This window comes from Bartonella grahamii subsp. shimonis (assembly GCF_036327415.1).
Lineage (GTDB): Bacteria > Pseudomonadota > Alphaproteobacteria > Rhizobiales > Rhizobiaceae > Bartonella > Bartonella shimonis.
Map to the genome: position 1 here is coordinate 1,967,501 of NZ_CP123961.1, position 22,681 is coordinate 1,990,181.

The following is a 22,681-nucleotide window of genomic DNA, read 5'->3' on the forward strand; positions in this document are numbered from 1 at the left end:
CATCCAAACTGACGCGTAACCAAACATTGGTTTTAAACACTTTAAAAAATGCAAAAGGGCCTTTAAGTGCTTATGCGATTCTCAATCACTTACGCGAAGAGGGTTTTCGTGCACCTCTCCAAGTTTATCGTGCGTTAGAAAAACTCGTACAGTTAAAGTGTATTCATCGTCTTGAAAGTGTAAATGCCTTTATGGTCTGTTTACACCCTGAAAACTGTCAACATGAACTTACAACGTTTATAATTTGCGAAAACTGTGGCACAGTCAATGAAATACAAAATCAAACGATTGTATCGAGTTTAAAACAGATGGTTCAAGCTGTTGACTTCCAAGCCCACAAAAGCACCTTAGAAGTACGAGGTCTTTGTAAAAAATGCGCAACAAAATAGGACCTTGAACTTGCAAGTTCATATATTTAGCATTATGTTTCGGAAATTACCTTATTGTTTGAAAAGCTCTTATCGTCCTTGCATGTATATCATCCGATCTTAGTCGGGTTTATTATACTCATTGGAATATAAATATTGAAAGATAAAATCATGTCCGTAGCTGAGACAACTTTTTCAACCAAAAATTTCAATAAAACGCAACAAAAGAAAGTAATCAAGGCTCTTCTTGTTGTCTTTACACTTTTTGTGCTTTGGCTTAGCTATAAGTATATAACGCAATGGCGTTATATGCTCTCCACTGAAGATGCCTACGTGCAAGGAGATATAGCAGCTATTGCGACTAAATTAAATGGGTATATTGAAAAAATCGCCATTAAAGCCAACCAAGTTGTAAAAAAGGACGATATTTTATTTTACCTAGACAATGGTGATTATCAAATAGCCTTGGATCAAACAGAAGCACATCTTAACACACAAAAAAAAACACTTCTACGCATTAATGCACAAATCACAGCCGCTCATAGTTCTTTAGATGAAGCAAAAGCACAAAAAGCAGCCGCTTCAGCCATAGCAACCAATGCACAACTCACCTTAAAACGTATAACAGAACTGAAAAAAAATCGTTATGCTCCTCAATCCAATGTTGATGATGCCAAATCAGCTTACGAACAAGCCATTGCAAATGTTAACAGAGCGGATGCACAAATAGCTGCAGCACGTGCAAATATCCGAGTACTAGAAGCGCAACGAAATGAAATAGAAAGCCAAACAAAGAATTTAGAACTCTCGCGTGAAAAAGCACAACGTGATCTTGATTCGACCATTATACGAGCGCCATTTGATGGAGTTATAGGAAATTTAACAGCAAAAACGGGAGATTTTGTTGTAAATGGCCAACGTCTTGCGGCGTTAGTCCCCATACATGCACTGTATATTGAAGCAAACTACAAAGAAACACAGTTGCAAAATATTCACGCAGGACAAAAAGCTTATATTACTGTTGATGCCTTCGAAAAGGAGTTTTTTACAGGAAAAGTGCTGTCTATTTCGCCTGCAACAGGCGCTGTTTTTTCTCTTTTGCCTCCACAAAATGCTACCGGTAACTTTACCAAGATTATCCAGCGCATTCCCGTACGTATTTCTATTCCAGAAGAAGTCTTAAAAACCGGACATATCCGAGCAGGAATGAGTGTTTCAGTGAAAATTGATACACGTACAAAGCCACAAGATAAAAGTTTCTTAATAACAAAAAAGTAGAAGATCTTACTATGACATCTTCCATACCAGAGCTCATACAATCTCAAGAACCCATAGGAATGCACAAAATTGTGGTTTTCATTGCTATGTCTTTTGGCATGTTTATGGCAATCTTAGATATCCAAATTGTCTCCTCCTCTTTAGCTGAAATTCAAGCGGGTCTTGCAGCAAGCTCTGAAGAAATTTCATGGGTTCAAACTTCCTATCTCATCGCTGAAGTCATCATGTTACCGCTTTCTGGATTTTTAGGACGATTGCTTTCAACACGTGTTTTCTTCACCTTATCAGCTATCGGTTTTACGATTACTTCTATTCTTTGTGCAACGGCAACGTCTATTGGAGAGATGATTATCTACCGTGCGCTACAAGGTTTTATTGGTGGTGGAATTATCCCTAGTGTTTTTGTTGCCTCTTATGTCCTTTTTCCTCCTTCTAAACGCCCTATTATTACACCTATCGTCGGACTGGTCGCAACATTGGCCCCCACCATTGGTCCAACCGTGGGAGGCTATATTTGTCATCTCTCATCATGGCATTGGCTTTTTCTCATCAATGTACCCTGCGGAATTATCATTTCAATTCTCGCTTGGAAATTAATTGATTTTGATAAAGCTAATCCCTCTTTAATGAAGAAATTTGATTGGTTAGGCCTCTTTTCTATGGCTACTTTCTTGGGAACTTTAGAGTATATTCTAGAAGAAGGAGCACGTCATAATTGGCTGAGTGATAGGCTGATTCGAGATTTGTTCATTATCATGATTCTTGCTGCATCCTTATTCTTCTGGCGTGCTTTTACAGCAAAAGAACCCATTGTAGATCTCTCTACTTTTTCTAATTTCAATTTTTCTGCTGCATCCATTTTTTCCTTTGCACTGGGAATAGGTCTTTATGGACTCACATACCTTTATCCTGTCTATTTAAGCCAAATCCGCCATTACGATGCCCTCATGATTGGAAAAACATTGTTTCTTTCAGGATTCGTCATGTTATTAACTGCTCCGCTTGCTGGATTTCTTTCAGCACGAATGGATGCGCGTTTAATGATGGCAATAGGACTTTTTGGTTTTGCAATAAGCACTTGGATGGCGAGCTCTATCACAGATAACTGGGATTTTTGGCAGCTCTTTTGGCCGCAAGTTTTCCGTGGTGCTTCTGTGATGCTATGTATGGTTCCTGTTAATAACATTGCTTTGGGAACACTCCCGCCAGAACGGATGCAAAATGCTTCTGGACTCTTTAATCTCACACGAAATCTAGGTGGTGCTGTAGGGCTTGCCATTATCAGCACTCTCATAACAAAACGCACAGACTTCCATTATGAACGAATAGCCGAAACGCTTAACCACGAAAACAGACAAGCAACTGAAATGCTTTCAAAGCTTACTTTACTTTTCAAAACAGAAACCTTTGATTCGTATACTCTTGCTCTTTCTCAATTGTTTGGTACGGTACACATACAAGCAACGATTATGGCTTTTAGTGATATTTTCTTTATCATAACCATTATCTTTAGTACGTTGACATTTATGACCATTTTTCTTAAAAAAATACCACCTCTCATGGATTCACCACCAAGTCACTAAACTTAATTAAAATTGAAAAATATTTTTTATCTTTATCACTTTCCTCGCTTCCTATGCACTTTATCTCTTCTCAAGAGACAGTGTAAATCAACATGTGATTCTAAATGTTTCTTCTGATAAAAATTCTTTTCAATGCGGACTCTTTACACACTTAAAAATAACTTCTCGCATACAAGAATTGTTTCAGATGATAACAAACAAAGAGCTTATCTAAAGTGCTCCACACCAAGATAAAGCAGCTATTTCTATAAGATTTTTGATTTATCACCATAAGGCAAAAAACATTCAAACAATATTTGCGCCTGTCACTAAATCTCTCATCTACTTCCCCCCTTTTTACGCTACTATCCTCAAAAAACTATCCTGTAAGATTCTTTGCCCTTCACTCTTTTGATTCTCACACGAATATTCATAACAGATTAATGATTCTTGTGATTTTTATTCACGCACCTATTTCCCTTATTATTTCCCTTATAATGTGTAGGATAACGTTTTTTGATTCTGAATACAAAATTTTACATGAGAAAATCATTTTGTATTCGATACTCTCATACCAATTGCAAAACGATTTACCTTTATAGCAAAAGAGTAATGATATATTTTTTTCAAAAAAGCTGCTTTTAAATTGTAATTTAATTTTTTACACTCTTTAAAAAAAGCTGATACTTACAATTTTGATTCTACTGCTGCATATTTTTCTTAAGCCCCTTCTCTTTCAACAAGTGCTAAAATTGTACAAAATTTCTCTCTCTTGAATCAATCAAAACCGTTCTCTTGCATATAAAATACAAAGAGATAAAAATTGTTTAAGAAAAAAGTAAAATACCCACCGTTTCGATGCAAGATCTACCAACGATATTAAAAACTGTATGATGATACCGGCTTTAAAAAAATACAAGATCACTCAAAAATCCGGTTCCTTTAATATTATAAAATAGGACGCTATTTCAAAAAATGAGCTTAAAATATATTCCTACTCACTTAACTGAAATTATCAAAAATAAGAAACTAGCCACATAAAGAAAAAGCCATATAATAAAATCGCACTACAACTCCCCAAAAACTTTGTACCGCTAAATACTTTGGTACTCGTCAAAACAGTATGCTCTCCTCAATGCCAACTGTTGAACAACAAAATAAACACTATCTTTAAGCCACTTTATGATGCTGAAAACGACTTGACACTTCTCGTTCTCCACTAGGAGCTAAAGTGCCATAACACCCAGAAAGATAATGTGGTATCAGTTCCAACGCTTGAAAGCGATGTTTTTCATAAGGACCAGGCATTGCCAAATTTTCTGTTAAACTATTTGAAAAGCCAAAACGTTGATAAAATTCAAAATCCCCTACCAGCAAAATGGCGCCATATCCCAACTTTTTTGCTGCTTCAATTGCATGTCGGACTAAAATTGATCCTATTCCCCTACCAGCACATTCAGATGCAACAGCCAAGGGGCCCAAAAGTAAAGCATGTTGTGTTTTATTTTTTCCTTTAGAAAAAGAAACATGCCAAAGACGGACACTTCCCACAAGATCTCCAAGCGCATTTTTAACCACAAAAGAGAGCCCTTGAGCTGCTAATCGACCACGACGTAAAGCCTCTGATGATTTACGTTTACGTCCATACCCCATCGTTGAATCAAGTAAAACTTCTCGATAAGGCTTATCTGCTTCTTGCTCCAATAACAGTGTAAAACATGTCCCATCTTTTGTTTGAAAATTCATCATGTTCATCTCAATGACCGCCCTCTTATAGAGCTATGACGAGCATAGCAAAAAGTCTAAAAAAACCTATAGTTAAAAGGAAACCTCAGATTACATATGATCGTAAAGGCTCAAAACCATTAAAAGCAACCGATGCGTAAGTTGTTGTGTAAGCACCCGTTCCATGAATCAATATTTCATCTCCTATCGTTAGAGATAGAGGAAGCGGATAAGGTGTTTTTTCATAGAGAACATCTGCCGAATCACACGTTGGTCCAGCCAAAATACAAGGCTCCATAACCTTATCATCGTGAGGTGTCTCAATAGGGTAACGAATGGCTTCATCCATAGTCTCAGCAAGACCATTAAATTTCCCAATATCAAGATAAACCCATCGTACATTATCATTATCAGCTTTTTTAGATATCAGAACAACTTCTGTACGAATAACACCAGCATTGCCAACCATCGCACGCCCAGGCTCAATAATCGTCTCAGGGATACGATTACCAAAATGCTTTTTCAATGAATCAAAAACTGCTGTACCATAAGCTTGTTCTGTAGGGACATCTTTCAAATAACGCGTTGGAAAACCGCCCCCCATATTCACCAACCTCAGTGAAATGCCTTCTTGTTCCAAACGCTTAAAGACTGTAGCAGCATCCGATAAAGCACGATCCCACGCACTTAGATCAACCTGCTGAGACCCAACATGAAAAGAAACACCATAGGCTTGCAAACCCAATTGGTGTGCTCGTCTTAGAATATCAACCGCCATAGCTGGGACACAACCGAATTTGCGTGACAATGGCCACTCTGCCCCCCTTCCATCAGTAAGAACACGGCAAAAAACACGTGCTCCTGGAGCAACACGCGCAATTTTTTCCACCTCTTCAACACAATCAACTGCATAAAGTGAAACTCCCAATGCATATGCTCGTGCAATATCACGCTCTTTTTTTATCGTATTCCCAAAAGAAATACGCTCTGAGGTTGCTCCTGCTTTTAAAGCCATTTCAATTTCTGCAACAGAAGCCGCATCAAAAGAAGATCCTAAAGAACTCAGCAAATGCAAGATTTCAGGTGCTGGATTTGCCTTTATTGCGTAAAAAATACGAGACTGTGGCAGAGCTTTTTCAAAATTTAAATAGTTGTCACGAACAACATCAAGGTCAACAATTAAGCATGGACCTTCAGAACGATGTGTTGCAAGAAAATCGCGAATACGTTGCGTTGCCATCTGCAATTCTCCTTGAGGGAAAGCTCCCCCACTCTATGCTTGGACAGCCAAAGCTACCAAAGCTAAAGGACAAAAAACACACAACAACCATCCCCATTCTGATTACAAAAAACCAGAAATTATCATTGCATGCAGCGAAAGAACAGCGCGAAACCGCGTTATTCTATTTTATCTGCCTTTTTGATTGGAGTTGAGAAAACCACTTCCGCACTGAAGGCAATGAGGTGTGCCTCTATAGTTATCCCAGCATTAAAAAACTGGAAGACACCAGAAAGGCCCGCACCGTCGTTGCTTCAAGATGTCCTCATTCTTGCAATTGGCTGTAAGAATGACTGGAGCGGTTAGTTCCAGGTACCGTACCGGTTAATCTCACCATTTGAGAACCAGCGGACACCCACAGGCACGTGCGACTTTGGGCAAGGCATCCTATAAAACGAATTCTTTCTCATTTCAATCATTTTTTTAATTTTAAACATTTTTTAATTCTTAAAGATAAAATGGTGCAAAAAAACAACACTCTCCTCCACAGACAAAGCCATCCATCCGCTTTCATGAGGTCACAGCCCTTACATTATCCGAGCAACATAAATCACTGTCTTACTTTTAAAGCCCTTCGTTTTTTGCCCTATTCTATCTCATAATATCCGCAGCAGAAAATAACGCAAAATAAATTACTCAACACATTAATTTATAATGATAATTTATTATTGTGCCCTTAAACAAAAATCCCATCATAAAATTCTCTTATTTCAACCCTCTTACAATGAATCAATAAAAATCATTCTTTTGCGCATCACAAATAAAAAACAATTGAAAAAAGGAGGACCTCTTATATATCCTCTCAAATGCAAAGATGACCAACATTGAAAACTAGGGATAGTAACACGACTGAAGCACCATCATCTTTAAAGATAACGATATCCTTCCCCCAACAAATACCATTATCTTTCTCATTTATATTCTAAAAAGTATCCCTGCTTCCACATCCATCTCACAGCATCGCTTAAGCAAAATATCATGAAAAGTTCCCCTTATAATATAGCTTGTATGGTACAGATTAACTAAATCTCACCCTCTTTATACTTATGAAATTACAAACCAACGCCCCCATCCTATCTGCCAACTCCCAATATTGCAGAAACTCCTACATTGAAATGTTTCATAACACTTTATCTAAAATGATTTTTGTCCATAGGTTGCTCCCATTTGAAACGTACAAGTGAATGAGATTTACGTGATTTATTCTCATCTAATCTGTAAGCAATAAAGTTCACAATATTTAACTCTTTTATTCAAATCAAAATAAATTATCATTATAAATTAATGTATTATATTAAATTATGAAATCATAAACTCCTATTATCATTTTATTTTTCCCACCTAGCAACTGCCTTTCCACCTCCTCTTATTAATCACATCTTATTCATACGCTTTTCTCTTAAACTATAAACCTCCCTCCCCCTGCGCTGTTGGTGAAGAGAGTTTCTATTTTAAAATGAAAAGTATTTAAAAACTCAATCCTATAAAATGTAAGGAGAGCAAACGATTTATAATGATTTATACATCAAATAATTTAACATAGACAAAAAGACCGAATAATATCCGGTCTTTTAAAATATTTTTCTACCAATATAAAAAACTTTTTTCTCTTAAATTTAAGAGAAAAACGCTAAAATTTAAAGCCCTACACTGCGATATCCTTATATCCCTTGATGAGAATCAATTGCACGCAACTTCAACAGTTGAAACTGCCTATGGCGCTCACGAAAACGCTCTCTATCGGCTTCACTCCGCGTGTTATAACAAGCATCACAGGAAACACCTTCCTCATAATGAGGCGATAATTTGCTTTCAGCATTAAGAGGAGAACGACATGCGCGACATAATTCGCGTCCACATTCTTCAAGGCCATGTTGAACAGAAACACGCTCATCAAAAACAAAACACTCACCCCACCATAAACTTTCCTCTTTTGGAATTTTTTCTAAATATTTTAGGATCCCTCCTTTTAGATGGTACACTTGCTCATAACCAAGTTCACGAACATAAGCTGTTGATTTTTCACACCGAATACCGCCTGTACAAAACATAGCAATTTTCTTTTTCTTCTTTAAATCAGCTTCGTGTTGACGCACCCATTCAGGAAATTCGCGAAATGTTTTAATTTGCGGATCAATCGCTCCTTGAAAACTCCCAATCGCATATTCATAATCATTACGCGTATCGATCAAAATTGTTTCTTCATCTTGAATAAGAGCATTCCAATCTTCAGGCTCCACATAAGTACCAACAACTTTTAGCGGGTCAACACCTTCAACCCCCATTGTCACAATCTCTTTTTTCAACCGCACTTTCATACGATGAAAAGGCATCTTTGATGCCCATGAATATTTAATCTCCGGCGTTTGAAACGCTGGCTCAGCCGTAATAAAGTCCACCAACGCCTCAATCGCAGCACAAGAACCAGCAACGGTTCCATTAATTCCCTCTTGCGCTAAAAGCAGGGTGCCTTTGATATCCTCTGCTTGACATAAATCCTGCAAAGGTTTTTGTAATTGACGATAATGTTTCAAATCTGCAAAGCAATAAAGTGCAGCAACTTTAAAATTCTTTTCCATGTGTTTTGCCATAACGCGCGTTTCATTCAATTTCAAGATTTATTCATGTACTCTTTAACATATTGTGCTTAATCAAACGATACAAATAATATCATCTCCAAGAAGAAAAAATATTATGTGCCAAAAAAGAGAAAAGCTTTCATTATATCTCCAAGGACAAACTGTTATACCTGTTTTGCTCATTGACAATTTACAAAGTGCTGTACCCTTAACACGCGCTCTTGTCAAAGGCGGATTAAAAACAATTGAGATCACCTTGCGAACACCAAATGCCCTCAAAGCAATTCAGAAAATTACACAAGAAGTTCCTGAAGCAATTGTTGGAGCTGGAACAATTCTCAACACGATACATTATGAACAAGCCGAACAAGCTGGAGCAAAATTTATTGTAAGCCCCGGATTATCCAATGAATTAATCAATTGTGCAAAAAATAGTGAAATTCCCCTTCTTCCCGCTGCCATGACCCCAAGTGAACTCATGCAAGCATTAAACAAAGGCTATTCATATCTTAAGTTTTTCCCTGCTGAAGCTGCTGGCGGTATTTCCTTCATCAAAGCTTTAGCATCTCCCTTCTCAGATATCCGATTTTGCCCAACAGGCGGTATTACACAAAAAAGTGCAACACAATGGCTCCAACTGCCTAACGTCTTCTGCGTTGGCGGTTCTTGGATAGCACCGCAACAACTCATTGCAATAAGTGATTGGGATTCGATTACTGCATTAGCATACACTGCATCACAACTTCCCTCTCTCTCGAAAAAAGCGCACTCCACAATATAATGTAAGGTACAAGAACATCAGCCCCTTCAACAAGACCAAAACTTTCACACATCCTTGCATAATCTTTTAACATTGCCATGGAACCACAAATCATCACCCGATCTTCATCAGGATGAATTTTAGGAAGTCCAGTTGTTTCAAAAAAGCACCCACTCTCCATAACCGTCGTAATACGCCCCATATGTTCAGAAGGTTCACGAGTGGTCATAGGATAAAATTTCAACTGTTGTGCATACTCTCCAATGAGAGGATCTTGTTGCAAAGAGGAAACAAGATCTTTTGCATAAATTAACTCATTTTTCTCACGCGTTGTTTGAATAAGAACAACTTCTGAAAATTTTTCATAAGTGTCAGGATCACGAATAAGGCTTGCAAAAGGCCCCCATACCGGTTTGAAAGAAGATAAAGCATCAACTTCCCCACTCATTACTCCACAAAAGCACGCTCTACAACATAAGTAGCAGGAGCATTATTGGCCCCTTCAACAAGACCAAAACTTTCACACATCCTTGCATAATCTTTTAACATTGCCATGGAACCACAAATCATCACCCGATCTTCATCAGGATGAATTTTAGGAAGTCCAGTTGTTTCAAAAAAGCACCCACTCTCCATAACCGTCGTAATACGCCCCATATGTTCAGAAGGTTCACGAGTGGTCATAGGATAAAATTTCAACTGTTGTGCATACTCTCCAATGAGAGGATCTTGTTGCAAAGAGGAAACAAGATCTTTTGCATAAATTAACTCATTTTTCTCACGCGTTGTTTGAATAAGAACAACTTCTGAAAATTTTTCATAAGTGTCAGGATCACGAATAAGGCTTGCAAAAGGAGCAACCCCCGTCCCAGTTGAAAGAAGATAAAGACGTTTTCCAGGAATAAGAGCATCAAGAACCAGCGTTCCTGTAGATTTTTTACGCATAAGAACTGTATCACCAATTTTAATTTTTTGCAGATGCTCCGTTAAAGGTCCCCCTGGAATTTTTATCGAAAAAAACTCAAGCTGTTCATCCCAAAAGGGGCTTGCAATCGAATAAGCCCGATAAATTGGCTTTTCTGCATTTGGCAAACCAATCATAACAAACTCACCTGAACGAAAACGAAAACTGTCCGGACGATTCAAGCGGAATTTAAATAACCGATCTGTATAGTGACAAACCTCTTGGACAGTAAGGGCAAACACATTCTCAGGAATCGGAAAATCTGCAACGCTACTGATGTTTGACGGAACATTGGTCGCAGACATATTCATACTTTTCCCCATATCTTTATTGAACGTTAAATTTATAATCCTTGATGTGATATAGTACTTGCATAACCATCTGCCAATAATTTTCTTAAAACAAAAATCTCAAGATTAACACTTTTATGTCAGAACCAATCGAATGAGGAAAATGCGAATACAAATCCCATTCAAAGAAAAACAAAAACATTGAGTATTAAACAATCACAGTACTCTTTTCCCCTTTCACACATAATGCATATTTTTCTATTGTAACGCTATAACACTCTCTCGCTTTACAAAACTTATGACCCAAAAGCCTTAAAATAAGAGATAAAGCTTTTGTTGATTAAACAATAACCGCACGAACCTTCAACAAGATTCCCAGCATGACATCCATTTTTTTCCTTACTGACCTTTTTTACGCTACTCTTTTCATAAATATCCATAAATAATTGAGTCTAACGGACTCTATGAGCGATAAAACTGTTTTCACTTAAAACCAATCAAACGAAAGAAAGTAAATATTGAATACCCAATCCATCTTGAAAACAAATAATATCCAAATCAACAGATTTTCTAAATCAACAGCTTTTAATGTATCAGAAAGTGGTTACACACTGTTTCCCATTTAACAAAAGTAACTTTAAATGCATGAGACAACATCCAGAATTGCACAGATGAGTGATCTTTTCCTCATGGTAGAAAAATCGTAATACATTGATTTAGAGTGATTAATTTAATCATTTTACCTTCTCTGAATAAGTAGCCAATGCAATGTTTAATTAAAACAATCGCACCAGCAACAACAACCTAACATTGCACTCTTCAAAATGATACAATACAATAAACCATGTTTTATTTTTTTATATACCTCAACTAGAGAAAATAAGTAAAAAACAGAAGTCTATGTTTCACAAATTATTAGAAAACGCCGTGTTGATAACAACACAAATAAAACTAAAATATCTCTTATATCCAGAGTACCATTTTACATAAAAAATGACTTTAATGGTACATAATTCAGTATAAGCTCTTTATAATTTTGACCATAGCAAAAAAACCTCTTTCCCTATATCATAAAGAACCTCAATGAAATAACCAAAAAACCCTATATTTCACGAACCCAGATAAGCTTTTAAAATGAAAAAATCCGTTAATGATGAAATAAATGCATCGCTCTATGCAGCTGTAGCAACCATCGATGTCAGTGCCATTGTTGGCAATTATATCACTTTAGCCAAACGTGTAGCTCCAACACAATGTTCAGCAGTTGTAAAGGCAAATGCCTATGGATTAGGAGCTCACAAAATTGCTCCTGCCCTTTATCAAGCTGGTTGTCGCACTTTTTTTGTCGCCCAAATTATAGAAGCACTCCAATTAAAAAACATTTTACCATCGAATGTCACGGTTGCTCTTCTGAATGGACTTCCACACTTAGCAGAAGAGTTTGTCGCACAATCTGGTATTGTTCCTGTTCTAAACTCTTGGAATGCCATTGAAAATTGGCAAAAAATTTGTCAAAAAAAAGATAAAAAATTTCCAGCAATTGTTCAAATCGATACCCATATGAACCGATTAGGACTTGATCAAAAAGAATTACAAAAACTCATCAAACATCCTACAATTTTTGAAAAAGCAGAAATAAAATATATTCTCAGTCACCTCGCGAATGGAGAAGACAAAACACATTCATCCAATTATACACAATTGGCTACTTTTAAAACTATCCTTGCGCAATTGCCTGCTTGCAAAGTTTCCTTTGCTAATTCTGGAGGTATTTTTCTTGGAAACGACTTTTATTTTGATCTTGTTCGTCCCGGTATTGCACTTTACGGAATCGACCCTTCAGGAAAACACCCATCACTTCTGAAACCTGTTTTAAAACTTGAAGCCCAAGTCATTCAAAACCGCGTTGTTGATAGAGGCACACCTGTTGGTTATGGAGAAAGCTTTATAACCAACAGACCAAGCACTCTTGCAACTATTTCTATAGGCTACGCTGACGGCTGGCTTCGTGCTCTTTCGAATAAAGGAACAGTTTATTTCAGCGGGCACAAGCTTCCCATGGTTGGGCGGGTTTCTATGGATTCCATTATTGTAGATACAACCGATCTTGATCAAAAACCTCAAACAGGTGAATGGGTAGAACTCATTGGACCCCATCAAACACTTGAAAAAGTATCTATAGATGCCGATACCCTTCCCAATGAAATTCTAACATCTCTTGGCTCCCGCTATAAATACATTTACACATAAAAACTCTTTAAAGAAATAAATTGATAAAAATCATCATTTTAGAAAATTGAGGGGCTTTTACGAAAGATTTTACAACAATCAATCACATAGAATGCTCATAGACACCGCACATTTATGGAAATCCCAAAATAGGCACGTTGATGGACTGTTTTATGGAAGCAGCTTTCTCTCAAAATACAAAAACTGAACCTTTCTCGCATAAATTAACAAAAAAGAATCTATTGCCAAGTTTTTAAAATTAATTGCCCAATTAAGTCAAAATATCTGTTCTCTCCATATAGAATAAGACAGCCAATCTTGTAAGTTTTTCTAATTTTCAGCTTTGTTCATAGTGAAGCAATCAAAATCATTCGCTTGCATACCACAAGCTGGACTATGTGTAGATAAAAATGATTTAAGATAAGAAATAGGACCCCTTATGAACCATCTTAAGTGCCAAGAGCTTATATACCATTAGACACCTGCTAAGTGTTTGATAATGCCGTCTTGCTCCTTTTGAAGCGTAAAAATAGGTGCTTTCAATAGATTTATCGTGGGTCCATTCACAAACACCGTCGCAAAATGTCTCTTTAAAACAAACACGTGAATTAACAACAAAAGTATGTCCTTTTCGGAGCGTTCCGTTTTACATGAGGGGCGTGCCCCATTAAAGAACACAATAAATAAAAGCATGGGGCAATGTATAACCCCCATTATAAAAAAACATTGCTTTAGATGCTTTTGAAAGCCGTAAAGCTGAATTAAAAGGAGATGACAAACTGAAGATTGATTTTCACCTTTACGGCTTTACATTTCTCTGAAATTAGATTGTCTTCTAGTTTCAAAGATTACGTCAACAGAAACACGCAATCCCCTCGCCCTCACCTTGCATACAAAAGCTGGAACTACTCATAAAGCTCTTTTTTTGCCTCAATCTCTGGCTCAAAATATAACGCTGCGTTAAATTTGGATGTTGATACAGGCAATAACTAAAGCACACGCGCCCTTAGGAAAACAACACTGTAAAGTCACAAACTGACCTGCAATGGATTGGAAAGATGTGCTGGCTTCTTATAAGACACCCTTGTAAAAAAACAACCATAATACATTTGGCTTTGCATTTACTCATTCTGACAGGTGTTCTTACATATTTTTGCGTCATATTTATAAAAAGCAGATTAAAGAGAAATATTTAGACAATTCTTGACTTAAAAAAATGCAACAACAGAGTTTCGCAAGGCTTTATCATCAGAAACACTAAAATTGATTTTATTCTTTCTGCAACCGATCGTAATCATCTTAGTGAGCGTCGTATGTAACAACACATGCAACAGACTGGACTCTATCCCCGTAGGTTTCACTCTCATTTACGTGAATTAGCTAGCTAAACCGATGCGCCTCGTCACTAAAACTATGTCATACGGTAGGAGGCAAAAGAGAGCATGCCTATTGCCCACAAAACATAGCTTTTCTTATTTATTTTTTTCGATTTTTCTCATGTTATAAAAAAACAATGCAAAATTCTAGAAAATAGACAAATAACTCCATAATAACATGATCAATAAGTAAAAAACCCACACAAAATGTGTGGGCTTTTTTGTTTATGTAAATAAACAAAGTAAATACATATTTTTATTTAATAGGTATTTCCCAAGGGCGGGCATGAACAAATGAGCATTCTGTCTCCCGCAACATTATCAATACGCGATACAGGAGGCCAATATTTATTGGCTGGATCAAGAGAACTATTGGGAAAAGCAGCTTCTTGTCGCGAATAGGGTCGTGCCCAAGCATCATCTAAAGTATCTGCCATTGTATGAGGAGCATTCACCAATGGATTATTGTCTTTTGGCCAAACCCCGCTAGCAACTCTCTTTGCTTCTTCAGCAATAGAGAGTAAAGCATCACAGAAACGATCAATTTCTGCTTTTGGTTCTGATTCCGTTGGCTCAATCATCAAAGTTCCCGGAACAGGGAACGACATCGTGGGCGCATGGAATCCATAATCAATGAGACGTTTTGCAATATCATCAACACTCACCCCATACTGCTCTTTCAACACACGTGTATCCACAATACATTCATGAGCAACACGTCCATGCTTGCCCCGATAAAGAATGGAATAAGCGGGTGAAAGACGTGCAGCAATATAATTGGCATTTAAAATGGCTATTTGTGTTGCATATTTTAAGCCATCAGCCCCCATCATTCGAATATACATCCATGTAATTGCAAGAATAGACGCACTTCCATAAGGAGCTGCCGAAACCGCATATGTTGTCCTATCCTGTTCATGCCCTGGTAAGAATGATTTGAGATGCGCTGCAACTCCAATTGGTCCCATACCAGGACCACCCCCCCCGTGGGGAATGGCAAATGTTTTATGAAGATTCATATGACAAACATCCGCTCCAATATCCGCCGGACGAGCAAGCCCCACAAGTGCATTGAGATTAGCGCCATCAAAATAAACTTGTCCGCCATTTTCGTGGATAATAGAACAAATTTCCTTAATGCTTTCCTCATAAACACCATGAGTTGAAGGATAGGTGATCATGAGAGCGGCCAATTTATCCTTATGCAATTGCGCTTTCATTTTGAGATCGTCTACATCAACATCGCCATCGCTTAAACATTTTATCACAACGACTTCCATACCTGCCATATGCGCCGAAGCTGGATTGGTACCATGCGCAGATGCAGGAATAAGACAAACTGTACGTTGATGTTCTCCCCGTGATTGGTAATATCGTCGGATAGCCAAAAGCCCCGCATATTCACCTTGAGCACCAGAATTTGGCTGAAAAGAAACTTGCGCAAATCCTGTAATTTCGCATAACCACGCATTTAACTGATCGATCATCTCCAGATAACCGGCTGCATCCTCTTGTGAAACAAAGGGATGTATATTAGCCATACTGGCCCAACTCACAGGCATCAATTCAGCCGCCGCATTGAGCTTCATTGTACAAGAACCAAGAGGAATCATAGCACGATCCAGCGCCAAATCCTTATCCGCTAAACGACGCAAAAAACGCATCATATCTGTCTCTGAATGAACCGCATGAAAAAAAGGCTGGGAAAGAAAGGAAGACTCCCGCTTTTTGCCAAAGAGCTGTGGAGAAACCTGATCGCCTAATTGTGCCCCAAAAAGCTGCGCTAAAGCACAAGCATCTTCTTCTGTTGACAATTCATCAAAATTAATTGCAATGGTGTCATCATCGAGAACACGAATAAGGCGTCCACTTATTTTAGCTTGATGCGCGATCTCTTTCGCTTTTCCCTTCACAACAATGCTTACACAATCAAAAAAAGATTCTCCTTCACAAAAAACACCTGCAGCCTTTAAACCAGCAACAAAACGACATGTTAAATGATGAATTCGCTGCGCAATTGCTTGTAAACCTTTCGGCCCATGCCAAACAGCATAAGCAGTTGCCATATTAGCCAATAAAGCCTGAGCTGTACAAATATTTGATGTCGCTTTATCGCGCCGAATATGTTGTTCACGTGTTTGCAAAGCTAAACGAAAACCAACACGCCCTCTCGTATCCACGGATTGACCAACAATACGCCCTGGAATAAGGCGCGTTAACGCATCACTCACTGCAAGGTAACCAGCATGTGGACCACCAAATCCCATCGGAACGCCATAACGCTGCATAGAACCAACAACGATATCCGCCCCCCATTGAGCAGGTGGCTCCATAAGAGTAAGCGCTAAAGGATCAGCCACAACGATAACTAAAGCTCCTTTTTCCTTTGCCTCTTTTATGATCTCACTATAATCATGAAAAGAACCTTTTGTATCTGGCCAAGATAAAACAATTGCCGCTGTATTAGAACAAATTTTCCTCTCTTGGCTAATCTGAATGCCTTGTGTTTCAGCACGCGTTTGCGCAACACTTAAAGTCTGAGGATGTAAAAGACTCTGAACAGAAATCTTCGTCTTTTTCTCACGGGAAAAGCGAAAAGCGAGGGCATTGGCTTCAGCTAAAGCAGTTGCTTCATCAAGAAGTGAAGCAGCAGCAATAGGCAAACCTGTTAGTTCACTAATCAATGTCTGAAAATAAAACAAAAGTTCTAAACGACCCTGGCTAATTTCTGCTTGATACGGCGTATAAGCAGTATACCAAGCAGGATTTTCAAACAGATTTCGTAAAATAACCGGGGGCACATGAGTTCCATGATATCCTTGCCCAATAAAACTTTTGTGCAAACAATTACGCCCCATCATCTTGGAGAGTTCTTCCAAGGCTTGTCCTTCACTCGCAGCCTTTGGCAAATTAAGTGAACGTCCCAAATGGATAGAATGTGGAACAGCTTGAGAAATAAGTGTATCAACACAATCAAGCTCTAAAACATCAAGCATTTTTTGTGTTTCATCAGGACGCAGCCCAATATGTCGAGAAGAAAAAGAACGCTCGATCATGGCACTCATCCAATCAAAGTCTTATAAGCATCTTTATCCAACAACCCTTCCAGTTGTGTCTCATCCTGCAATGTCATTTTCCATAACCAGCCTTCTGTTTCAGCTTTCTGATTTACCAATTCAGGACTATCAGCCAATGCTTCATTGATTTCGACCACTTCACCATCAAGAGGAGCATAAACATCTGAAGCGGCTTTCACCGATTCCACAACAGCAGCTGCCTCTCCTTTGGAAAGTTTTGTCCCACTTTGTGGTAAATCAACAAAAACCAAATCCCCTAATTGCTCTTGCGCATAATGTGTAACCCCAACAGTCACCACTTGTCCTTCAACGCTAAGCCATTCATGGTCTTGTGTAAAATAAGTTTTAGACATAAAAAATCATCCTTTAAAATAACGTTGTTCAACAAAGGGAAGTGAATGAACTGATAATACAATCTTTTTGCCTCGCAGTTCTGTAAAGACTTGTGTCCCTTCAACTTTACAATCAACAGGAACATAACCCATCGCGACAGGACCATCAAAAGAAGGACCAAAACCACCTGATGTTACAACTCCAATCTCATTACCTTGATTATCAAGAAGCACCGCACCAGCACGAACAGGTTGGCGCGTTTGCGGTTTTAATCCAACACGACAACGAGCAGGTCCTTTTTGCAACGCTTCAAGAAAAGCCTTCGCGCCATAAAATTGTGCTTTTTCTCGAACACTTTTAGGAACAGCCCATGTCAAAGCAGCATCAATAGGTGTTGTATCAGGGGTAATGTCATTTCCATGCAAACACAACCCTGCTTCTAACCGCAAGCTATCGCGTGCTGCAAGTCCAACCCACTCAACACGAGAATCACTCAGCAATTTTTCAGCCAACATATGCGCATGCCCTATAGGTAAAGCAATTTCAAAACCATCCTCTCCCGTATAACCAGAACGCGTTATAAACCAATCTTGTTGTGGTTCGAATCCTTGCATAAAGAACAATTCATTCCCTGGTAAATCCGCATCAGCAAGAACAGCTGCCGCTTCAGGACCTTGAAGAGCAAGCAATACCCTTTCAAGAGCAATCACTTGACATTCAAAATCAACTGCACGCTTTTCCAATTCTACAAAATCATCCTGCGCATTCCCAGCATTAGCAACCAATATAAAACGGTTTTCTTCTAAACGGGTAATGATAAGATCATCAAGAATACCAGCCTGCTCATTAAGCAAGTAATTATACCGTGAGTGCCCAATCTTTAAAGCTGCTGCATCAATAGGAAAAGCATAGGATAAAAATTCCGCGGCTTGTGCGCCTTCAACAGTAATCAATTTCATATGAGAAATATCAAAAAGTCCTGCATGTGCACGCGTATGGAGATGCTCTTTCAAAACGCCAAGAGGATACGTTAAAGGCATATTCCAACCCGCAAAAGCGCCAAATTTTGCTCCTGCTTTTTCATGTAAATCATATAAAGGAAGTGTTTTTAAAAAAGATGTTTCTTGTGCTGTGCCCATAATAACTCCAAAGCTGCGCTAACGCCCATACAATATGACCGTCTCTGCACCCCTCTGTCATCAACCTGAGAGACTCGCGAAAAGATCTTTCGCTTACACCTTCGGCGCGGGCTCTCCCGACTTTCCAGATCTGCCTTCCTCCTTTTACGGTCCTTAAAGCCTGAGAGATTATGGGCTATTTCCCCTTCGGCGGCAATGCGAAAATTTGCAATCTGCACTCTCCCGCAAAAGAATGAAAGAAACGATAACGCTCTTTCCAGCATATTTTAACCTATAACCTATCTTTATCACACTGTCATTAGTAAAGTGATGAAAATGTTCTCATTTTAAAACTTGCATAAGCTGCTTCAAAAGATTTATAATAGCATCCTTTTGAACCTTACAAAAATTGTAAGGGACACATTTTAGAAAAATTAAAACAAAAATCAAAAGCTATAAACAAAAATACCTCTTGAAAATAATGCAAAACGTCACACACTAAAAAGATCGCAAAGTAATATTCTTTCTCGCGCAGTTCGATCTTAAAAATAGGGTTTCATTTTCTTTTTTAGAATAAGGATTTCAAGTATTTTATAAGTATGATTTTAATTTACAAGAAGTGTTTTTTTTGCTTTCTCAATAGTGTCATAAATTGCGACTATTTACAGACTGAAACTACCTCAAACAAAGGTGACAAAATACTCATGAAAGCTGGTAATATCTCGTACAATTGCGAAAATGATCTTCCAAAGCAAATTGCCCTTTTTCCTTTAGAAGGTGCGCTCTTACTACCTGGTGGTTTTTTATCACTCAACATTTTTGAACCAGAATCACTTGAAATGATTGAAAACGTTATGGTAACTGATCGTCTATTGGGCATTATTCAACCACTTTCATCGAATACAGACCGCTTCTCTACACAACTTTATAAAACAGGCTGTATAGGGCGCATTACAAACTACAGCGAAACAGGAAATGGACAACTGTTCATTATCTTACAAGGTGTTTGCCGCTTCACCTTAGAACAAGAATTGACAAACACAAAATCCTATCGAACAGCTCTCATCCAATCAAACATAAAAGACTTACAAGAATTCGATATTGAAGAAAGCATTAACCGAGAAAACTTACTCGACGTTGTAGAAAAATATCTGACCATCCATGAAATGGAATATAATTGGAGCAGTATCATAGAAGCTCCTACACCTATATTGGTTAATGCTTTTTCAGCTCTTATCCCCTTTACACCAGCAGAAAAACAAGCTCTCCTTGAAGCTCCAGATATCGAAAGCCGTGCCCAAACTCTTCTTGCATTAACAGAACGCTCACTCATGAAACAAACAGGAACAGATTACCGTTTAAACTAATAAACGTCAAAACATGAAAAAAATGACTCCAGATCCCAAAATGCTCGAATTGCTCGTCTGTCCAATAACGAGAGGCACACTCTCTTTCAACCGAAAAACACAAGAACTCATTTCTCTCAAAGCCAAGCTTGCCTATCCTATTCGTGATGGCGTTCCCATTATGCTTGCTTCAGAAGCGCGCCCTTTGCAAAACAATGAAAAAGTAGCCTATAAAAAATAAGAAATTTTCGTTCATTTTTTCTGGAGAAACCTGTTATCAATCACTGCTCTATGAAAAGCTCTCTTTTACTCTTGCAATCTTTTTAATATTGGTATTTTAAACGCTAATCCATGACACGCCAGCACCAGCATTCTCTTTACCAACTCGCAATATTATAGTTGCTCTAAAAAAGTCTTTTGCTTCTGAATGCGAAAAGAAGCTTTCATTTTTCTACAAAAGAGATAGATAATGGATAAAAGTGATATAGTTACAATTTAAAATATCCCCCATAATGATCACCAAGAAATGATCCAAAATCCCATCAAAATAAAGAGATGCATTGCAACAGTTGCATGTAAACTTTGCAAAAAATAACCAAAACAACTGCTGTCACTCTGGTTGACGATTTAAAGAAATTACCCTATGAAGGAGACTTGTGTTTTTGGTCGTATACGCGACGATCAAATAGGGTCTGGAAGCCCGAAAAACTCAAACTAGAAATAAAACCGTTTTTGCGGATATCCCGGAATTTCCGGGGGCTCTTGTTATGTCCAAGTGCTCTCAGCACTAAAAGCAAGAGGCTGTTTTGAGTCAGCACTTCCAGACCCCGGAATACCAATGCGAGGGCGCTCGCAACCGGAGGGGGAGCAAAGTGCGAACCAAAAATCTACATTTTTATGACATTTCTTTAGGCAAAAAAATTCGCTTCAGAAGAAACATCATGGGTTTTTCTCAAAAACAATTAGGGAGTCATTTGGGCGTAACGTTTCAACAAATTCAAAAATATGAAAAAGGCTTAAATCGTGTAAGCGCAGCACGTTTACAGAAAATTGCTCATATATTAGATGTTCCCGTTTCCTTCTTTTATGCTGATAACACGAAAAAAGAAGATACCCTCTATCATTGTGATGATAGAATAGAAAGCAAAGCAGAATATTTACTTTTGAAAAGTTTTAGAATGCTGACCCGCAAAAAACAAAGGGCTATTTTGCAGTTGATTTCTGATGAAAAAAATGACCCATTATTTTCATAAATTCGCTGAAAGGACAATCAACGTCCTTAATAACATTGAAAAGAATTGTGACTGTCTCACCATATCTCATGAGAACGAAATTTTTTAAATCTAATCTTGTCTGTAAATAGTCCGAATTCTAACGAGTTTAACTTAGAAATAGCGCGTTGATTTATAATGATCATCTAACGTTATGTATACTAAATAAGTGTTCCAAATATCGTAAAATTCTTTCATTTCAAAATTGTTCTATATTGAATCAATCAAAATCTCTTGTTTGCACATTACAAGCAGAGTTGGTGTGTGAGTAAAATGTACAAAAAGGCATACCTCTTATTGAATCGTCTCACATACCAAGAACTGTAGCGATATTGGGAGCTGGAAAAATGTATGATGGTGCTAACTTGCTCTTTTATTAAACATAAATATGGGGGTGTTCAACGGCTTTCCACTCATATAATTCACTTGAAACCAAAAGCTCACCAAGCAAGTCTATGAATATTCCCACACACTAAAGGAACACTTAAGTATATCAAGAAAGTTTAAAGATCACCTTACTTCAAATGACGATATTTTATAGCATAACAGGATTAAAGTAAAAAACAGACACGAAAAAACTATATGTATAACTTTCATAAGAATTTATTTATATAATGGATACTTAAGTTTATCCTATTGTACCATAAATTCTATCATTTAAGGTATGAGGATATGAAGCATGCATACCTTCTTGAAACATTCAAATGTTTTTAGGTGCCAAATGTTTTTTTAAGTATTTTTAGGCTTGCTTTTTGATCTCTTAGTTTAAGAGAAAAATAGGAAGCCGCTAAAAATAACCACTAGAATCTGGCTGTTTACAAACTGAATAGGAAGCTTCGCTTTTAAAGTGCATAGGGAGAAGATCAAATAATTAAACACTTAACAGATAAAGTATTAAAAGATTCCACCAACGCAATACGCCATACCATCCTTAAAAAATTCAAAGTGTGAAGAGAAACAATTGACAGAAGATAAGGAATTCACTTAATTAAAATGCTCTCTCAAAGAGATGAAGGTTTGGCGTACAATATTCAATTTTTCAATTCTGAAAGATTAAACAAAGATAGTATTATTTGAAATAAAACGATTTATTGTGCTCACGATAATGATTGGTGTGCACTGTGCT

At 37.7% G+C, this 22,681-nt stretch carries 15 protein-coding genes, 1 pseudogene and 2 riboswitches (1 of these 18 only partly in view); of the genes and pseudogenes, 8 read left to right on the plus strand and 8 right to left on the minus strand.

From position 1 onward, the window contains the following. The 3 genes from QHG57_RS08595 to QHG57_RS08605 all read left to right on the plus strand — a co-directional run. Positions 1 to 389, plus strand: the 3' portion of a protein-coding gene (locus QHG57_RS08595; RefSeq protein ID WP_330169102.1) for a Fur family transcriptional regulator. Its footprint begins 4 nt before the window's first position; 389 of the gene's 393 nt are visible here — the last part of the coding sequence; its start codon lies off the left edge, out of view; the stop codon is at positions 387 to 389. A gap of 150 nt (positions 390 to 539) precedes the next feature. Further along, entirely contained in the window at positions 540 to 1,646 is a 1,107-nt protein-coding gene (locus QHG57_RS08600) for an HlyD family secretion protein (RefSeq protein WP_330169103.1), read from the plus strand. An 11-nt stretch (positions 1,647 to 1,657) separates the two neighbouring features. After that, positions 1,658 to 3,229 (plus strand): DHA2 family efflux MFS transporter permease subunit, encoded by a 1,572-nt coding sequence (locus QHG57_RS08605; RefSeq protein ID WP_330169104.1) that lies wholly within the window; start codon positions 1,658 to 1,660, stop codon positions 3,227 to 3,229. A gap of 1,149 nt (positions 3,230 to 4,378) precedes the next feature. Here the strand turns inward: QHG57_RS08605 and QHG57_RS08610 are convergent. The 3 genes from QHG57_RS08610 to trhO all read right to left on the minus strand — a co-directional run bounded on the left by QHG57_RS08610 (position 4,379) and on the right by trhO (position 8,791). After that, positions 4,379 to 4,963 carry a GNAT family N-acetyltransferase gene (locus tag QHG57_RS08610; protein ID WP_330167950.1) on the minus strand — a complete coding sequence of 195 codons (585 nt, stop codon included), beginning with the start codon at positions 4,961 to 4,963 and terminating at the stop codon, positions 4,379 to 4,381. 76 nt (positions 4,964 to 5,039) lie between these two features. Next, a complete protein-coding gene (locus QHG57_RS08615) occupies positions 5,040 to 6,173 on the minus strand; it encodes a type III PLP-dependent enzyme (RefSeq protein ID WP_330167951.1) in 1,134 nt (377 codons plus the stop codon). A 1,700-nt stretch (positions 6,174 to 7,873) separates the two neighbouring features. After that, complete coding sequence (gene trhO / locus QHG57_RS08620) at positions 7,874 to 8,791, minus strand: oxygen-dependent tRNA uridine(34) hydroxylase TrhO (protein WP_330169105.1); 918 nt, start codon at positions 8,789 to 8,791, stop codon at positions 7,874 to 7,876. Positions 8,792 to 8,906: 115 nt separating this feature from the next. Here trhO and eda point away from each other — a divergent pair, with 115 nt between their 5' ends. After that, the gene (gene eda / locus QHG57_RS08625; RefSeq protein WP_330169106.1) at positions 8,907 to 9,572 is read left to right on the plus strand and encodes a bifunctional 4-hydroxy-2-oxoglutarate aldolase/2-dehydro-3-deoxy-phosphogluconate aldolase; all 666 of its coding nucleotides are present in this window, start codon (positions 8,907 to 8,909) and stop codon (positions 9,570 to 9,572) included. Here the strand turns inward: eda and QHG57_RS08630 are convergent. After that, positions 9,545 to 9,951 (minus strand): annotated as a pseudogene (locus tag QHG57_RS08630) (ferredoxin reductase domain-containing protein); the annotation flags it as partial. The gene eda and the pseudogene QHG57_RS08630 sit on opposite strands and share 28 nt — an antisense overlap. A gap of 47 nt (positions 9,952 to 9,998) precedes the next feature. Next, on the minus strand, positions 9,999 to 10,826 hold the full coding sequence (locus tag QHG57_RS08635; protein WP_330169107.1) for a ferredoxin--NADP reductase: 828 nt from the start codon (positions 10,824 to 10,826) through the stop codon (positions 9,999 to 10,001). A 1,113-nt stretch (positions 10,827 to 11,939) separates the two neighbouring features. On the opposite strand from QHG57_RS08635, the gene alr reads away from it, so the two are divergent. Beyond that, entirely contained in the window at positions 11,940 to 13,055 is a 1,116-nt protein-coding gene (alr, locus tag QHG57_RS08640; protein ID WP_330167953.1) for an alanine racemase, read from the plus strand. A gap of 1,615 nt (positions 13,056 to 14,670) precedes the next feature. Here alr and gcvP read toward each other — a convergent pair. Genes gcvP through gcvT form a run of 3 tightly spaced genes read right to left on the minus strand, consistent with a single transcriptional unit; the run spans position 14,671 to position 18,959 of the window. Continuing rightward, positions 14,671 to 17,466, minus strand: coding sequence for an aminomethyl-transferring glycine dehydrogenase (gene gcvP, locus QHG57_RS08645; RefSeq protein ID WP_330167954.1), 2,796 nt, complete (start codon positions 17,464 to 17,466; stop codon positions 14,671 to 14,673). A gap of 5 nt (positions 17,467 to 17,471) precedes the next feature. Next, positions 17,472 to 17,840: a glycine cleavage system protein GcvH gene (gene gcvH / locus QHG57_RS08650; RefSeq protein WP_330167955.1), complete on the minus strand. Its 369-nt coding sequence runs from the start codon at positions 17,838 to 17,840 to the stop codon at positions 17,472 to 17,474. Between the two features lie 6 nt (positions 17,841 to 17,846). Then, entirely contained in the window at positions 17,847 to 18,959 is a 1,113-nt protein-coding gene (gcvT, locus tag QHG57_RS08655) for a glycine cleavage system aminomethyltransferase GcvT (RefSeq protein WP_330167956.1), read from the minus strand. A 44-nt stretch (positions 18,960 to 19,003) separates the two neighbouring features. Next, positions 19,004 to 19,095, minus strand: a riboswitch (glycine riboswitch). A gap of 1 nt (position 19,096) precedes the next feature. Further along, positions 19,097 to 19,194: riboswitch (glycine riboswitch) on the minus strand. Positions 19,195 to 19,642: 448 nt separating this feature from the next. Here gcvT and QHG57_RS08660 point away from each other — a divergent pair. From QHG57_RS08660 to QHG57_RS08670, 3 genes are all read left to right on the plus strand, one after another. After that, on the plus strand, positions 19,643 to 20,305 hold the full coding sequence (locus QHG57_RS08660) for an LON peptidase substrate-binding domain-containing protein (RefSeq protein ID WP_330167957.1): 663 nt from the start codon (positions 19,643 to 19,645) through the stop codon (positions 20,303 to 20,305). Positions 20,306 to 20,318: 13 nt separating this feature from the next. Further along, entirely contained in the window at positions 20,319 to 20,525 is a 207-nt protein-coding gene (locus tag QHG57_RS08665) for a Trm112 family protein (RefSeq protein WP_330167958.1), read from the plus strand. Positions 20,526 to 21,225: 700 nt separating this feature from the next. After that, entirely contained in the window at positions 21,226 to 21,537 is a 312-nt protein-coding gene (locus tag QHG57_RS08670; protein WP_330169108.1) for a helix-turn-helix domain-containing protein, read from the plus strand. The last annotated feature ends 1,144 nt before the right edge of the window (positions 21,538 to 22,681 follow it).

Excerpts from the sequence above, each read along its gene's own strand:
- QHG57_RS08600 (WP_330169103.1), top strand. The coding sequence starts at position 540 with ATGTCCGTAGCTGAGACAACTTTTTCAACCAAAAATTTCAATAAAACG.
- QHG57_RS08605 (WP_330169104.1), top strand. The coding sequence starts at position 1,658 with ATGACATCTTCCATACCAGAGCTCATACAATCTCAAGAACCCATAGGA.
- QHG57_RS08610 (WP_330167950.1), bottom strand. The coding sequence starts at position 4,963 with ATGAACATGATGAATTTTCAAACAAAAGATGGGACATGTTTTACACTG.
- QHG57_RS08615 (WP_330167951.1), bottom strand. The coding sequence starts at position 6,173 with ATGGCAACGCAACGTATTCGCGATTTTCTTGCAACACATCGTTCTGAA.
- trhO (WP_330169105.1), bottom strand. The coding sequence starts at position 8,791 with ATGGAAAAGAATTTTAAAGTTGCTGCACTTTATTGCTTTGCAGATTTG.
- eda (WP_330169106.1), top strand. The coding sequence starts at position 8,907 with ATGTGCCAAAAAAGAGAAAAGCTTTCATTATATCTCCAAGGACAAACT.
- QHG57_RS08635 (WP_330169107.1), bottom strand. The coding sequence starts at position 10,826 with ATGAATATGTCTGCGACCAATGTTCCGTCAAACATCAGTAGCGTTGCA.
- alr (WP_330167953.1), top strand. The coding sequence starts at position 11,940 with ATGAAAAAATCCGTTAATGATGAAATAAATGCATCGCTCTATGCAGCT.
- gcvP (WP_330167954.1), bottom strand. The coding sequence starts at position 17,466 with ATGATCGAGCGTTCTTTTTCTTCTCGACATATTGGGCTGCGTCCTGAT.
- gcvH (WP_330167955.1), bottom strand. The coding sequence starts at position 17,840 with ATGTCTAAAACTTATTTTACACAAGACCATGAATGGCTTAGCGTTGAA.
- gcvT (WP_330167956.1), bottom strand. The coding sequence starts at position 18,959 with ATGGGCACAGCACAAGAAACATCTTTTTTAAAAACACTTCCTTTATAT.
- QHG57_RS08660 (WP_330167957.1), top strand. The coding sequence starts at position 19,643 with ATGAAAGCTGGTAATATCTCGTACAATTGCGAAAATGATCTTCCAAAG.
- QHG57_RS08665 (WP_330167958.1), top strand. The coding sequence starts at position 20,319 with ATGAAAAAAATGACTCCAGATCCCAAAATGCTCGAATTGCTCGTCTGT.
- QHG57_RS08670 (WP_330169108.1), top strand. The coding sequence starts at position 21,226 with ATGGGTTTTTCTCAAAAACAATTAGGGAGTCATTTGGGCGTAACGTTT.